Consider the following 14,550-nt stretch of genomic DNA (forward strand, 5'->3'; position numbering starts at 1 on the left):
AATGAGGTGGAAATAATGAATAAACAAACGCAGTTAAATCGGAAAATTCAGGTGGCGCTTACTACAATTACTGACCAAATTAGTGCTAACCGCCGTTTTCTACGGAAATACCGTCGGCGCCAGATGGCTAGTCACTGGCTCAAAATGTTAGCTATCGTGGTTGGTTTGACCGGGGTAGTGGGGATGTTTGCTTACTTCAATCCAGTGGTCCAACTGGTGGCTCAGATTTTAACAGCAGTCGGGATGGTGGTCCTTAGCGCAACGTTGCTGTTGAGCAATGACCGCCAGACGGCTGGGCGTTTAGCTCAAGCAGAGCTGGCCGCTCAGACCTTGTGGTTGCTCAAAGACCAACTAACTGACCTGGCGATTGTAGTAGAATTTGCTGATCCAGAAACGGCTAATTGGACGCAGATAGACGAAAAGTACCATTTGCTTAAAAATGATATGTACCGAATAGGGCTCCAGGTGCCAGTAACGGCATTAGATGGCAAGCCGGTGGAAGCTGAAAAGATTGTCCCAACAGAGGAGGATCAGCAGTGAAAAAGATGACCTTAGGAATTGTGGCCCCAGTTGATGCGGGCAAAACTACCCTGGCGGAAACACTCTTGCACCAGGGGGGAACCCTCCGCCAATTGGGCCGGGTTGACCACGGGGATGCTTTTTTGGATTCAGCTAATATGGAGAAGCAACGGGGAATTACGATCTTTTCCCACCAGGCGCTGATCTCCATGGACGACCGACAATTGACCTTACTGGATACGCCGGGGCACATTGATTTTGCAGCGGCGATGGAACAGGTATTGAGTGTTTTAGACTATGCGGTGCTGGTGGTGGCGGCTACGGATGGGGTGACGGCGTATACCCGAACTTTGTGGCGCTTGTTGACCCGCTACCAGGTGCCGACGGTGGTTTTTGTTAACAAGATGGACTTGGCGAATGCGTTGGATCGAGAAGCCCTCTTGGCTGACTTAACAACTAACTTGGCATCCACTTGTATCCCCTTTGATGATGAGTTAACGGCGGATACCCAAGAAGCAATTGCACTCAATGATGAGGACTTGCTGGATGAGTATCTGACTTCTGGGACCCTAGCACAAGAAAGAGTCCAAGAATTGATTGCCCAACGCCGGCTTTTCCCTGTGTACTTTGGCTCAGCCCTCCAAGAATCAGGGAGTGCTACCCTGTTGGATGGGCTGGTAAAGTGGGGAAAATGGCAAGATGGAATCCATTCTTCAACGGCGCCTTTAGCAGGGCGGGTCTTCAAGATCACCCGGACAGAAGCCGGAGAACGGTTGACGTGGATCAAGCTGACACAAGGAGAACTCCGGGTTAAAGATGAGCTGTTTCCAGGACAAAAAATCAACCAGATCCGGATCTACAATGGGGAAAAATATACTAATGTGACGGCAGTGGGTCCCCAGCAACCATGCGCAGTGACAGGGTTGACAGCGAGCTATGGAGGACAAGGATTGGGAACCACTCCAGACCTCGCTCAACCTTATTTGGTCCCAGCCTTGAGCTACGCAGTAGATCTCCAGGGCAACGATCCCCACGTTTGTCTGCAAGCTTTACGCCAGCTGGAAGATGAAAACCGCCAGCTCCATGTGCAGTGGTTGCAGGATGTGCAAGAAATTAACCTCCAAGTGATGGGGGAAATGCAGATCGCGGTCCTCAAGGAGGTGCTCCAGGATCGCTTCGGGTTAGCAGTAGCCTTTATAGCGGGGCAAGTTTTGTACAAAGAAACCATTACTGCTCCAGTAGAGGGGGTCGGGCATTTTGAGCCCCTCCGCCACTATGCTGAAGCCCATATCCTCCTCGAACCCCTCCCAGCTGGAAGGGGAATTGAGGTTAAAAGTAATTGTAGTTTGGAAGTGTTGGAACGTAACATTCAGCGCCAGGTTCTGACGACGCTGAAAACAAAAGAACACCGTGGGACGTTGATTGGAGCCCCACTGACAGATGTGCGGTTGACACTGGTTACCGGTAGAAGTCATATCAAGCACACCGAAGGGGGGGACTTTAGAGAAGCTACTAGTCGGGCTGTGCGGCAGGGACTGATGGTGCTTCGCCAACGGCAAGCAATGCAGCTGTTGGAACCCTGGTACGAATACACGTTGACGGTGCCGGTCAACCAAGTGGGCCGGGCGCTCAATGACATCGAGGCGATGGGTGGCAATTATCAATTGCCAGAGAGTGCTAACCAAGAGGTCTCAGTGATTACAGGGATGGCTCCGGTTTCGCAGATGCGAAGCTATGTCCAAACGGTGCGCGCCTATACTCATGGGCAGGGACAATTGGAATGTATCGTGGCAGGTTACCGGCCTGCGGTGAATGCGGAAAAAGTGATTGCTGAACGAGCGTATGAACCGCAAGCGGACTTGGACAACACGCCTGACTCAGTTTTTTGCGCCCATGGGGCAGGGTTCCCGGTGCCATGGGATGAGGTGCCCCAGATGATGCATTGTGAATATGTGAGTGCTGTAAAAAATGAGTGCTGAACATCACGGGTAAAAATCGTGGTATAACAGACGCCCCGGTGAGATGATAAAGTCATCCATCGGGGTGTTGTTATACGCTAGATTTTTGTGATGGGAGGCACGACAATAGAAGTGTAAACATCCCCGGTTAGATCCCGTACACTAGCTCATAAGCTCGCAGCAATGCCAAACATTGCAAGAGATCAAAGCTAGGGCTAGGGATCTGGGGATGTGAACACGTTAATAGGAGTGCTGAGTGGTGCGGGTAGAAAGCGTGATCTAACCTAGGGTAACGAATGATGAGTATCATCAGAGGCACCCGTAGTTAGGTATAGCTTTCTGCACTACGAAGTACGTTAAGAAAGTAAGTGCTGAACATTGCGGGTAAGAGGCGTGCTGTAAGGGGCAACTGATGGTGATGATTTTATCATCGCCGAAGTTGCCATTTACAGACGAGCCTCTTGCAATGGGAAGCACGACAAAGAAATGCAATCAAACCCTCACACTCAAAAAAGATCGGCACTAAAAAGTTTTTTCAAAAAGAGAAGTACCTAATTAGTAAATGACACACGGCATATAGTGAAATAAAGCACTATATGGTCGTGTGTTATCTGCTAGATACTAGATTTGTGCTAAATTTTGAAGCAAACAAAATAATAAAAATGCTAAAGCTGGACCGGTTGGATTGAAGTGCCTCATAATTGTTAGACAAGGATTCTAACGATTGTGAGGCATTTTTCTATGACGAAATATCAACCAGAGTTAAAAGTACAAATTGTTCATGAGTATCTGACAACCTCGAAAAGTCTTTCTGATTTAGGCGAGAAGTATCACATTTCCTACAAACTTATTAGTGAATGGGTTAATCGATATCGCCTTCAAGGAATCGATGCCTTTCGGCATCGTAAAAGTAGACGCTTTTTCAGTGTAGATTTTAAGTTGCGTATGATAGACTACTACCAAACTCATGAGGAATCTATGGCTTCAGTTGTTGCTAAATTTGATCTTTTGCCACATCAGATATCGGCCTGGCGTTTCCAATTTCAAACTGGCAGAATTGAAGCTTTAAAACAGCAACCACAGACAAATACCAGTGACTTAGGAAACCAACTTATTCAAGCATTTAAGAACATTAAGGCTGATCAAGGAAAGGAGCGATCGTATATGATGTTGACAAAGGAAGAACAAGCTGAAATTAGATTGGAATCTGCCAAAATGCTTATTCCGATGGTTCCACTAGAAAAGCGTTGGGAAGCGGCATTAAAAGTTTTTGGTGAGGATGCCGAAAAAGCTAAAGCTTTCCTTGAAGAAAATAATATCGAATACTAATAAGTAGGCAGTTCTAAAAAACGAAACCCGCTTCGGCGCCTAATTATAGGCCCTGGAGCGGGTTTTTGGTTACTTTATTTAGTGTTAGTTAGCAGTTACCGACTTCGGTGTTAGATTTGTCATCCAGGTAGGCCAGGATGTCTTTGGCATCAGCGATTCCAAGAAAAGTATCCAGCAACTTGTTGGAGTTACTTAACCGTAAAGCGCCATACTTGGCATCCAACTTGAGCCCATCCCCGAGGAATGTCATGTCATAGTTAGAAGTATAGAAATTAATTCCTTCTGGACCTTCCAGCTTGACATCGTATTGTGGTTCTAATTCATCAACAGTGATAATAGAGAATTTTCCCCCAATACTGCAGGCACCCCCATCGATAGAATATTTGCCTCCAGCATCGTCAGTGATGAGGAGCATCGTCTTGTCTGTGAGTTCTTTTTGCTTGAGAATGGCCAGTGCAGCCGGTGTAATAGTAATTTGTGCCATAATCATGACCTCCTTTATGATGGTTTAATCATAGCACATTTATTTACTTTTTGTTAGTAATTTGCTTAGCTTATAGAAGGTAATCAGCCAGAACTTTGAGAACCCCGTTTTCATTGTTACTTGGGGCTTCATGGTCAGCAATATTTTTAACTGCATCGATCCCGTTGGCCATCGCATAGGAGAGGCCGGCTGCTTTGAGCATTTCAGCGTCATTGCCATTATCCCCAAAAGCAATTAATTGGTCGAGCTTGATGCCATGCGTAGTAAGCAACTGTTTCAAGCCATTGGCCTTATTGACATCTGGTGCCAAAATGTCGATACTCCCGTTACCACTCGAAGTAATGTGGAATTGGTTACCAAAATAGGTCCGAATACCATCCGCAATCCGGTCAGTCTGTTCCCAAGGAACGTCCAATGAGAGCTTGAGGATCGGTTCTTGTCCCACCGGCACGTCAGCATATGAAGAAACTTCCGTCGTTTTTGGATAATAAAAATGGACTGCATCCCGGAAAGTTTGGGGGGTCGTCGTCAGGCAATAAGCCTGTTTGAGTCCAGAAATAATGACGTGGACGTTAGTTTGGGGCTGAAGATACTCCAACACCAAGGGAATCAAAGAATTATCAATTGCAGTATAGTCCAATGTTTTTCCACCTTGGAGAAGATACGCTCCGTTTTCAGCGACGTAGTCAATGGCTGTGGCATGCGCCCCAAAGTCTTTTTGCAGTTTATAGAACTGGTTACCACTAGCTGTGATAAAACGGATGTTATTTTTGTGAGCGGCATTGAGCACGGCTGTAAACAAGTCATGATCATAGTCTTTCTTATCTGTCAAAAATGTACCATCCATATCGACAGCAATCGCCTGGAAAGGAATGTGTGTCATACGTGCAGGACTCCTTTTTAATAATTATCTAGTAGTACAAGTATAAAAATAACATAACATCCATTACATGAAAATGCTTTCAAATTGTTATCTAATGTCCCTGTTAACTCTGATAGAATTATTCTCACAATTGAAAAATTACCGGGGGATGGATTTTTCTGGTAGGATAAAGAAGTATTTGGAAAAGAAAGGTGACCTAAGCATATGAACAACCCACAATTTCGTTATCCAGACAAAGCCGCCTATGAATTCGTAGTTAACCGTTTGGCAGACCGGGGCGTCCAGCTCGAAGATTTAGCTGATATTGTATATACGACCCAGCATAAATTTGAACCACGTTTGACTAAGGAAGAAGCGCTCACTGAGCTGATCCATACTTTACACAAACGGGACCTGCTCAATAATGCCATGGTGATGCTAGAACTTGACCGGTTGACTGAAGCTGGTCAACTAGCTAGTCCCCTAAGTGACATCATCGCCAACGATGCGGGTGTCTTTGGTGTGGATGAAACCTTGGCCCTACAGATTGCCAATATCTACGGAACGATTGGAGCGACCAACTTCGGTTATCTTGACCGGGAAAAATCGGGAATTATTCGCAGTTTCGACCAAGGGAATCCCCACGTGACAACCTTTATTGACGATTTATTAGCTGCGATTGTGGCTGCCGTTTGTGGGAAGATTGCCCACAAGTATGCATAAGTGTCGCTCCTATCTTCTTCAGTAATAACCAAGTGAGGGGGAAATAATCCTTGCAGCAAGGTGTTGAGCTAAGTTAGAACGATAGTTGGCGCAAAGTACGGTGACTTTCATTACTAGACTTGTGGTTATTTTCCATGTTATCTGTGAAAAATTAGTGAATATAGACCGAGGCTGGTGAGAAAAAAGTATTTTCTCCCAGCTTTTTTACTGAGGATAATCGCAGTAAAACAGTGTTCCTACAGATAATTAATGATATACTAAAACTAATTATCAAGAAATTTGCAGAGGAGCGACGGAGAGTGGCAGAGAAACCAACATATTACATTACCACCCCAATCTACTACCCATCAGGGAAGTTACATATTGGGAATTCCTATACGACAGTTGCGTGTGATGTTTTAGCACGCTACAAGCGTCTACAAGGCTTTGACGTGTTCTATTTGACAGGGACCGACGAACACGGGTTGAAGATCGAGCAAAAGGCAGAAAAACTAGGGATGACTCCTAAGGCCTATGTTGATCAGATGGCAGCCCAAATCAAAGAATTGTGGCAAACTTTGGAGATCTCCAACACTAAGTTCATCCGGACAACGGATGATTACCATGAAAAGGCAGTGCAAAAGATCTTTGAGCGTCTTTTAAAGCAAGGGGATATCTACAAGGGAACTTACAAGGGCTGGTATTCTGTTTCTGACGAAGAATACTTTACCGAATCACAATTAGCAGAAGTCTACCGTGACGACCAGGGAAAGATGATCGGCGGCAAGGCCCCTTCTGGTCACGAAGTACAGTTAGTTGAAGAAGAATGCTACTTCTTCAAGATGAGTAAGTATGCAGACCGGTTAGTTAAGTATTATGATGAACATCCTGACTTCATCATCCCTGCTAGTCGCAAGAATGAAATGCTGAATAATTTCATCAAGCCAGGGTTGGAAGACTTGGCCTTAACCCGGACTAGTTTTGACTGGGGGATTAACGTTCCATCCGATCCTAAGCACGTGATTTACGTATGGATTGATGCTTTGTGCAACTATATCACTGCACTGGGCTATGGGTCTGATGATGATTCCTTGTTTAACAAGTATTGGCCGGCTGATGTTCAAATGGTTGGTAAGGAAATTGTTCGTTTCCACACTATTTATTGGCCAATTATTTTGATGGCGTTAGACTTACCATTGCCTAAGCACATCTTAGGTCATGGGTGGCTCTTGATGAAGGATGGCAAGATGTCCAAATCCAAAGGAAACGTTGTTTACCCAGAAATGTTGGCAGAACGGTATGGTTTGGATGCTGTGCGTTACTACCTTACCAAGTCAATTCCGTTTGGAAATGACGGTCAGTTCACTCCGGAAGACTTTGTTGAACGCATTAACTCCGACCTGGCTAACGACCTGGGGAACTTGCTCAACCGGACGGTCGCTATGATCAACAAGTACCGGGACGGGAAGATTCCAACCTTACATGCCGGCGTGACCGCCTTTGATGGTGATTTAGAAATGTTAGCACAGACAACGGTAGCTGAATATACTGCTGAAATGGACAGTTTCCACTTTACCAACGCGCTTAATACTTTGTGGAAATTTGTAGCCCGGACCAACAAGTATATCGACGAAACAGAACCATGGGTCTTAGCTAAAGATGACAGTAAGCATGAGCAACTTGACAGTGTCCTGGCACACTTAGCAGCTAGTTTGCGGTTAACAGCGATCCTGATCCAACCAGTGATGACGCATGCTCCTAAAGCTATCTTTACCCAACTGGGATTGGCTTTAGAAAACATGGACATCAAAGGCGTTGACTACTTGGCATTACCAGCCGAAACTCAAGTGGTAGCAAAGGGAACTCCAATCTTCCCACGGCTAGATGTTGAGGAAGAAGCTGCCTTTATCAAGTCCAAGATGACGAAGAACGAAAAAGCGAAGGGAAGAAAAGCAATGGCTGAAAAAGCTGAAAAGCAAGAAAAACAAACGCCAGCCACAGATGAAACAGCTGGTTTGACTTTGAACAAGAAACCAATTCGGTTCGATAAGTTCGACAAAGTTGAAATGCGGGTTGTGGAGATCAAAGAAGTTTCCAAAGTTGCTGGCGCAGACAAACTTTTGAAGTTCCGGGTTGATGCCGGGGATGAAGGTGGCGATCGTCAGATCCTCTCCGGGATCGCTAAGTGGTATCCTGACTACGAAGCACTAGTCGGTAAGAAGGTTATCGCAGTAGTTAACTTGAAGCCACGGGAAATGAAGGGTGAAGTCAGTCAAGGGATGCTCTTGTCAGCAGAATATGATGATGGCAAGACAGTTCAGCTGATTACTGTTCCAGACAACATTCCAGCCGGATCTGATGTTGGCTAATTAGGCAAATAAACGAGGCCGGGAAGTTTCCTAGCCTCGTTTGTTTTTGCTAAAGGAAGCAGCAAGCTGTTATTATTGAGAAGTTATTTTATTAATGTTAGGTGAAGAAGATGCAGATTTTTGATGCACACACACATATCAATGCTCCCCAGTTCAAAGATGATATTCCTGACGTAATTACCCGAGCTCATGCTCTCGACGTGACGGCAATGTTGGTGCTTGCCGATTCGCCTGTTAGCAATGCGCGCTTGCGGGAATTGTTAGCTTTAGACGACCATATCTACGGAGCGCTGGGATGTCATCCGGAGACCGCCTTGGACTACGGTCCCGAATGGGAGGAACTCCTTTTGACCACCATGCAAAACCCACGCTACAAAGCAGTAGGAGAGATCGGGCTGGATTATTACCATGACGCCCCTCATGATGTGCAAAAGCGGATCTTTATCCGGCAATTGGAACTGGCCCAAGAGTTGCACCGGCCAGTAGTGATCCATACCCGGGACGCCTTGGCAGATACTTATGACATCATGCAGGCTATTCAACCCCAGGATGGGGTGATCATGCACAGCTTTAACGGTGACGCCCATTGGGCCGAAAAATTCTTGGCTTGCGGCTACTATTTATCATTTAGTGGGGTAGTGACATTTGCCAACGCACCGGAGGTCCGAGAAGCAGCACTGATAACGCCGGCTGACCGGCTTTTAGTTGAAACAGATGCTCCTTATCTAGCCCCCATTCCGATGCGGGGAGCTATGAATGAACCAGGCTTTACCCGGTATACGTTAGAATTTCTAGCGCAAATACGGGGGACAACCGCTACAACATTAGCAGCCCAGACATTTGCAAATACAAAGAGGATTTTGAAAATTAATGAATGAAAAGACAAAAATTAGAGAAGTAATTGTTGTTGAAGGCAAAAGTGATACCGAACAGATCAAAAAGGCGGTCAATGCGGACACAATTGAAACGCGGGGGTCTGCGATTAGTGATGAAGTGCTGGCTCAGATTGATGAACTCCAGCAAAAGCGGGGGGTAATTGTTTTTACCGACCCAGATTTCAATGGGGAAAAAATCCGCAAGGTTATTACCCGTGAAGTTCCTGGCGTTAAACACGCTTTTCTTAACCGCCAGGATGCAGCGCCCCACGCTAAGGGTAGTTTAGGGGTGGAGCATGCTAGCGCGGAAGCCATTCGGGATGCTTTAGCCCACCTGTATACCGAAGAACCTGATACCCCAGCTTTGATAAGCCTAGAAGACTTACAAACGGCTGGTTTGACTGCTGGTCCCGGAGCCAAACGCAAACGGGAATTGCTCGGTGAGATCTTACGGATCGGTTATACTAATGGTAAACAACTGTACAAACGTCTGCAGCTTTTTCAGATTCAACCAGCGGAATTTGCCCAGGCGTTGGCACAGGTCAATGAGATGATGGGAGAACAAGCAGATGGCGAATAATATCGAAATTGGCTCACCAACCCGGACCCGGGCAATCATGGAAGCCTACGGGTTACACTTTAAGAAGAGCCTTGGACAAAACTTCCTAACGGATATCAATATCTTGCGTAAGATTGTGACCAGCGCTGAAATCACTACGGCAGATGATGTGATTGAGATTGGACCTGGGATTGGAGCCCTGACAGAACAGTTAGCACAAAATGCCCACCAGGTTCTAGCATTGGAGATCGACCAGCGCCTGATTCCAGTTCTAGGGGAAACGTTAGCCCCTTATGACAATGTAACAGTGGTTAATCAGGACGTATTACAAGCCGATTTGTCCCAACTGGTAGCGACCCACTTTACAGGGGACCGTCCACTTAAAGTGGTAGCTAACTTGCCATATTACATTACAACCAAGATTATTATGAACTTACTTGATAGTGGTGTGGCTTTAGACAAGATTGTGATTATGGTTCAAAAAGAAGTCGCTGATCGTCTGGCGGCTACACCTCAAACCAAAGATTATGGTTCTTTGTCAGTGGCAGTGCAGTATGCAATGGATGTCCAGACTGCCTTTATTGTTCCCAAGACAGTATTTGTGCCCCAGCCTAAGGTGGACTCTGCGATTGCCGTATTGACGCGCAAAACTGAAGCGCAAGTTCAGCCACAAGATGAATCGCATTTTCGGACTTTGGTTAAGGGCAGTTTCATGCACCGGCGCAAGAGTCTGTGGAACAACCTCCAGGGGCTGTATGGGAAAGATGTGGATGTGAAAGCAAAAATGCAGACTGCTCTAACCAAGGCTGAGATTGCGCCATCAGTGCGGGCTGAAGCCCTGACGGTTGAAGATTTCATCCGTCTTTCTGATTGCTTGCTAGCAGCTGGAGTTATTGCTAAATAATATTTATTTGGTAATTATGCGAAACCATGCTACAATGATATGATGTATAGCGACGGCTGATTAGAGTGAGAGCACAGTAGAGGTGAATTTTATGCCAAGTTCATTGGAAAACATTAAAAAGCGGCTGGACGAACGGATTGGTTCTAAGTTAACCATCACATCCCAAGCCGGTAGAAAAAAGGTTACTAGACGCCACGGCGTTTTGGCCAAGACATTCCCCCGCGTCTTCATCATTGAATTAGATGATAGTGCGGTTAAAACGGTATCCTTTACGTACACGGATATTTTAACTAAGAGTATTGAATTAAACTTTGACGATTACTTTGGTGATGAAGAATAATCCTTTATCGTCTTCAAGATAAGCGCTAGGTTGCTAGCAAAAAATGGCAAGCTAAGAATACTGTTATGTAACACTTATTCTTAGCTTGCCATCTTTATTGCAGATGTGAATTGTGGTTAGCGTAAGGGGCGGACAACGTAGACGTTTTGACAAAAGCCTCGTAGACTATTGTAAACATGATTAGCTTGGGTTTGCTTTCGACAAATCCCAAAAACGGTCGGACCAGTTCCGCTCATTTGCGCAACCAGAGCGCCGGATTTGAGCATGGTTTCTTTGATCTTGAGGATTTCGGGGTGTTGCGCACATGTGATTCTTTCTAAGGAGTTACCCATATTAGCACAGATCCCTGCCAGGTCGTGATTTTGAATGGCTGCCACTACCGCATCGGTGTTTTGGTGATCGAGTTCTTCATAATCGATCTGGCGGAGGATGCGGGGGGTAGAAACACTAGCCTTGATCTTAGCGACTACCAACCAGAGTGGTGGTAAAGGCTCAAGGGGGGTAATGACCTCACCGCGACCGGAGACCCGTGCGGTTTGGCTGTAGACACAGAAAGGAACATCCGAGTCGATTTGCAAACCAATTTGGGCGAGTTCCTTGTGCGAAAGCCCCAGTTGCCAGAGCTTATTGAGACCGCGGAGGACGGCAGCGGCATCTGCAGAGCCACCCCCCATGCCCGCAGCTACCGGGATATTTTTCTTAATGTGGATTTTGACGTCGTGGGGAATATTGAATTTGTTCTTCAGGGTAGCAGCCGCCTGAAAAGCCAGGTTCCGTTGGTCACAAGGCAAAAAGCCCGAGTCGGTTTCCACCGTAATTTGGGGTGAACTTTGGGTCTCTTTAGTAGTAATGGTCACGTAGTCAGACAAGTCGATTGCAGTCATGACCATGTCCCATTCAGGGTCACCAGTGTGGTGCCGGTACAGGGTATCAAGGCTCAAGTTGAGCTTGGCCGGAGCTTTTTCGGAAATCTCCATCCATCATCATCCTTTCGCGAAATAATATTAATTTTATTATACTGATAAGATTGAAAATTTAAAAGAAGTAACGTTCGTTATCATTTACCGGACAAGTTACTATCTTTTTTAACCAAAAAACGAATTATTTTATTTATTTCAGCCAAAAAGATAGGCAAATGACGAAAAATGCCGTATAATCAATCCGTAAACAACGCTTATAGGAGGGAAAAATGAAAATACGTAGAAGTGATCGCTTGATTGATATGACTAACTACCTGATGGAACGGCCACATACGCTGATTTCATTAACTTTTTTCACCAAGCGGTATGAATCAGCCAAGTCTTCGATCAGTGAAGATTTAGCAATTATTAAGAGAACATTTCAATATCGGGGGATTGGGGTTCTCAAAACCATTCCAGGCGCTGCTGGTGGTGCAATGTTTATCCCATCAATCTCCGAGACAGAAGCGCGCGACTTTATTGCTGATATGGCTCACCAGCTATCTGCACAAGACCGCCTGTTACCTGGAGGATACGTCTACTTATCTGATTTGCTGGGTGAACCCCAAGTTTTAAAGCGGGTTGGTCGTTTGATTGCACGGCAGTATATTGACCAACAAATTGATGCTGTGATGACAGTAGCAACCAAAGGGGTCCCGATTGCTCAGAGTGTAGCCGCTGATTTGAATGTACCGTTTGTGATTGTCCGGCATGATTCTAAGATTACTGAGGGCTCAACAGTGTCGGTTAACTATGTTTCCGGGTCTAATAACCGAATCGAAAAGATGGAGCTATCCAAACGGAGCTTGCCAACTGGAAGTAATGTTTTGGTAGTCGATGATTTCATGAAGGGTGGCGGCACGGTCAACGGAATGAAGAGTATGATCGAAGAATTTGATTCTCACTTGGTGGGGATCACAGTTTTTGCCGAAGCTGCTTTTAGTGGTCACCGGATGGTTGATGAATATACTTCCTTACTCAAGGTTGATAAGGTAAATACACTGGAAAAGACAATTGAGGTTAGTGCAGGGAATTACCTCCAAAAAGTCTTTGGTGATAAATAAGGTCAAAACACAACGTTTAGGATAGGCGTTGTGTTTTTTTAATTCTTAGGGAAATATGATATGATACTGATTGTGTAAAATGGTGGTGTTCATCAAGTAAACACCGCGTTAAATTATGTTCGAACTAGATAAGGAGAAGAAAATGACAGCAAAATATGCAATTATTTTGGCTGCTGGTCAAGGGACACGGATGAAGTCCAAATTGTACAAGGTTTTACACCCTGTTTGTGGCCGGCCAATGGTAGATCACGTTTTAACTCAGATTGAAGCAAATAATATGGACGAAATCGTAACGATTGTCGGTCATGGCTCAGAAGCTGTGGAACAAACTTTAGGCGATCGGACTGAGTATGCGTTGCAAGCAGAACAACTGGGGACGGGCCATGCCGTCTTACAAGCAGAAGAGCTTTTGGGGGCCAAAGATGGCATTACGTTAATTGCATGTGGTGATACCCCATTATTCACTGCGCAAACTTTTGCTGAATTATTTGAATATCACAAGCAAAAAGGGGCTGTAGCTACTGTTTTAACAGCACGGACTGACAATCCATTTGGGTATGGTCGGATTATCCGCAATGAAATTGGAATTGTGAATAAGATTGTTGAACAAAAAGACGCTACGCAAGAAGAAGCAGCTGTCAAGGAAATTAACACTGGGGTATATGTCTTTGATAACAAGGAACTTTTCGCAGCCTTGCATAAGATTAAAAATGATAATGCCCAAGGGGAATACTACTTGACTGATGTGATGGAAGTGTTCCAAAAAGAAGGTAAGATCGTGGCCGCTTACAAAATGGATGATTTTGAAGAATCCATGGGGGTTAATGATCGCTTAGCCTTGTCCAAGGCAACTAAAGTAATGCGGCGGCGGATCAATGAGGAACACATGCGTAATGGGGTTACATTGATTGATCCAGAAAGTACCTATATTGATATTGATGTTAAGATCGGTAATGATACAGTGATTGAACCAGGTGTTCAGTTGAAGGGTAAGACTGTGATTGGAACAGATTGCAAGATTGGGGCTCATTCAGAAATCATTGATAGCCAAATTGGTAACAATGTAACTGTGACCTCTTCATATATCGAAGATGCCGTCATGCATGACAACACTGATATTGGACCTTATAGCCATTTGCGTCCACAAGCTGAGATCAAGTCTGGCGCCCACATCGGGAACTTTGTTGAAGTTAAGAAAGCGACTGTTGGGGAAAATACCAAGGTTGGGCACTTAACTTATGTTGGTGATGCTACTTTAGGCCATGATATTAATGTAGGTTGTGGCACTGTCTTTGTTAACTACGATGGGGTTAACAAGCACCATACAAACGTGGGCGATTACTCCTTTATTGGATCAGGTTCAAATATTGTTGCGCCTGTCAATATTGCAGATCATGCGTATGTCGCTGCTGGTTCAACAATTACTGATGATATTGATGCCCATGACATGGGGATTGCTCGTGGTCGCCAAGTCAACAAGAAGGGATACTTTGATCGTTATCCCGTAGCTCAAGCAGCAGCTGAAGCAGAGAAAAATAAGGCTGAAAATGAAAGAAAATAAGTATTGATTAAACAATAGTGAAATTGTTGCGACAATTTCTTGTTAATGTTAGGAAAATGCATTAC

General features: G+C 45.1%; 14 protein-coding genes. 11 read left to right on the forward strand and 3 right to left on the reverse strand.

Annotated features, from left to right (window positions below):
• Positions 1 to 15: 15 nt before the first annotated feature.
• From V3C97_RS01015 to V3C97_RS01025, 3 genes are all read left to right on the forward strand, one after another.
• Complete coding sequence (locus V3C97_RS01015; protein ID WP_338434289.1) at positions 16 to 540, forward strand: hypothetical protein; 525 nt, start codon at positions 16 to 18, stop codon at positions 538 to 540.
• On the forward strand, positions 537 to 2,498 hold the full coding sequence (locus V3C97_RS01020) for a translation factor GTPase family protein (protein WP_338434290.1): 1,962 nt from the start codon (positions 537 to 539) through the stop codon (positions 2,496 to 2,498). The genes V3C97_RS01015 and V3C97_RS01020 overlap by 4 nt, the downstream gene beginning before the upstream one ends.
• A gap of 720 nt (positions 2,499 to 3,218) precedes the next feature.
• Complete coding sequence (locus tag V3C97_RS01025; RefSeq protein ID WP_338434291.1) at positions 3,219 to 3,806, forward strand: helix-turn-helix domain-containing protein; 588 nt, start codon at positions 3,219 to 3,221, stop codon at positions 3,804 to 3,806.
• Between the two features lie 88 nt (positions 3,807 to 3,894).
• On the opposite strand, the gene V3C97_RS01030 is transcribed toward V3C97_RS01025, so the two are convergent.
• Together V3C97_RS01030 and V3C97_RS01035 are read right to left on the reverse strand one after the other, a co-directional pair.
• Entirely contained in the window at positions 3,895 to 4,290 is a 396-nt protein-coding gene (locus V3C97_RS01030) for an iron-sulfur cluster biosynthesis family protein (RefSeq protein WP_051174547.1), read from the reverse strand.
• Positions 4,291 to 4,360: 70 nt separating this feature from the next.
• Positions 4,361 to 5,173, reverse strand: coding sequence for a Cof-type HAD-IIB family hydrolase (locus V3C97_RS01035; RefSeq protein WP_009555616.1), 813 nt, complete (start codon positions 5,171 to 5,173; stop codon positions 4,361 to 4,363).
• A 204-nt stretch (positions 5,174 to 5,377) separates the two neighbouring features.
• Between V3C97_RS01035 and V3C97_RS01040 the strand changes: the two genes are divergently transcribed.
• The 6 genes from V3C97_RS01040 (at position 5,378) to V3C97_RS01065 (ending at position 10,901) form a co-directional block, all read left to right on the forward strand.
• Positions 5,378 to 5,875, forward strand: a complete 498-nt coding sequence (locus V3C97_RS01040) for a phosphatidylglycerophosphatase A family protein (protein WP_180849231.1) — start codon at positions 5,378 to 5,380, stop codon at positions 5,873 to 5,875.
• Positions 5,876 to 6,144: 269 nt separating this feature from the next.
• Positions 6,145 to 8,223 carry a methionine--tRNA ligase gene (gene metG / locus V3C97_RS01045; RefSeq protein ID WP_338434530.1) on the forward strand — a complete coding sequence of 693 codons (2,079 nt, stop codon included), beginning with the start codon at positions 6,145 to 6,147 and terminating at the stop codon, positions 8,221 to 8,223.
• A gap of 110 nt (positions 8,224 to 8,333) precedes the next feature.
• Positions 8,334 to 9,101, forward strand: a complete 768-nt coding sequence (locus V3C97_RS01050; RefSeq protein WP_268889823.1) for a TatD family hydrolase — start codon at positions 8,334 to 8,336, stop codon at positions 9,099 to 9,101.
• Positions 9,094 to 9,678 carry a ribonuclease M5 gene (rnmV, locus tag V3C97_RS01055; RefSeq protein WP_180849235.1) on the forward strand — a complete coding sequence of 195 codons (585 nt, stop codon included), beginning with the start codon at positions 9,094 to 9,096 and terminating at the stop codon, positions 9,676 to 9,678. Before V3C97_RS01050 ends, rnmV begins: the two co-directional genes overlap by 8 nt.
• Complete coding sequence (rsmA, locus tag V3C97_RS01060) at positions 9,668 to 10,561, forward strand: 16S rRNA (adenine(1518)-N(6)/adenine(1519)-N(6))-dimethyltransferase RsmA (RefSeq protein WP_268889822.1); 894 nt, start codon at positions 9,668 to 9,670, stop codon at positions 10,559 to 10,561. Before rnmV ends, rsmA begins: the two co-directional genes overlap by 11 nt.
• Before the next feature lie 91 nt (positions 10,562 to 10,652).
• A complete protein-coding gene (locus tag V3C97_RS01065) occupies positions 10,653 to 10,901 on the forward strand; it encodes a Veg family protein (RefSeq protein WP_009555604.1) in 249 nt (82 codons plus the stop codon).
• Positions 10,902 to 11,017: 116 nt separating this feature from the next.
• Here the strand turns inward: V3C97_RS01065 and ispE are convergent, their stop codons facing one another.
• Complete coding sequence (gene ispE / locus V3C97_RS01070) at positions 11,018 to 11,878, reverse strand: 4-(cytidine 5'-diphospho)-2-C-methyl-D-erythritol kinase (protein WP_009555602.1); 861 nt, start codon at positions 11,876 to 11,878, stop codon at positions 11,018 to 11,020.
• A 212-nt stretch (positions 11,879 to 12,090) separates the two neighbouring features.
• Between ispE and purR the strand changes: the two genes are divergently transcribed.
• Together purR and glmU are read left to right on the forward strand one after the other, a co-directional pair.
• Positions 12,091 to 12,924: a pur operon repressor gene (gene purR / locus V3C97_RS01075; protein WP_009555600.1), complete on the forward strand. Its 834-nt coding sequence runs from the start codon at positions 12,091 to 12,093 to the stop codon at positions 12,922 to 12,924.
• 142 nt (positions 12,925 to 13,066) lie between these two features.
• Complete coding sequence (gene glmU / locus V3C97_RS01080) at positions 13,067 to 14,485, forward strand: bifunctional UDP-N-acetylglucosamine diphosphorylase/glucosamine-1-phosphate N-acetyltransferase GlmU (RefSeq protein ID WP_268889820.1); 1,419 nt, start codon at positions 13,067 to 13,069, stop codon at positions 14,483 to 14,485.
• Positions 14,486 to 14,550: the final 65 nt, after the last annotated feature.

Origin of the sequence: Ligilactobacillus saerimneri, assembly GCF_036689625.1 — a bacterium.
In the GTDB taxonomy this organism is placed as follows: domain Bacteria; phylum Bacillota; class Bacilli; order Lactobacillales; family Lactobacillaceae; genus Ligilactobacillus; species Ligilactobacillus saerimneri.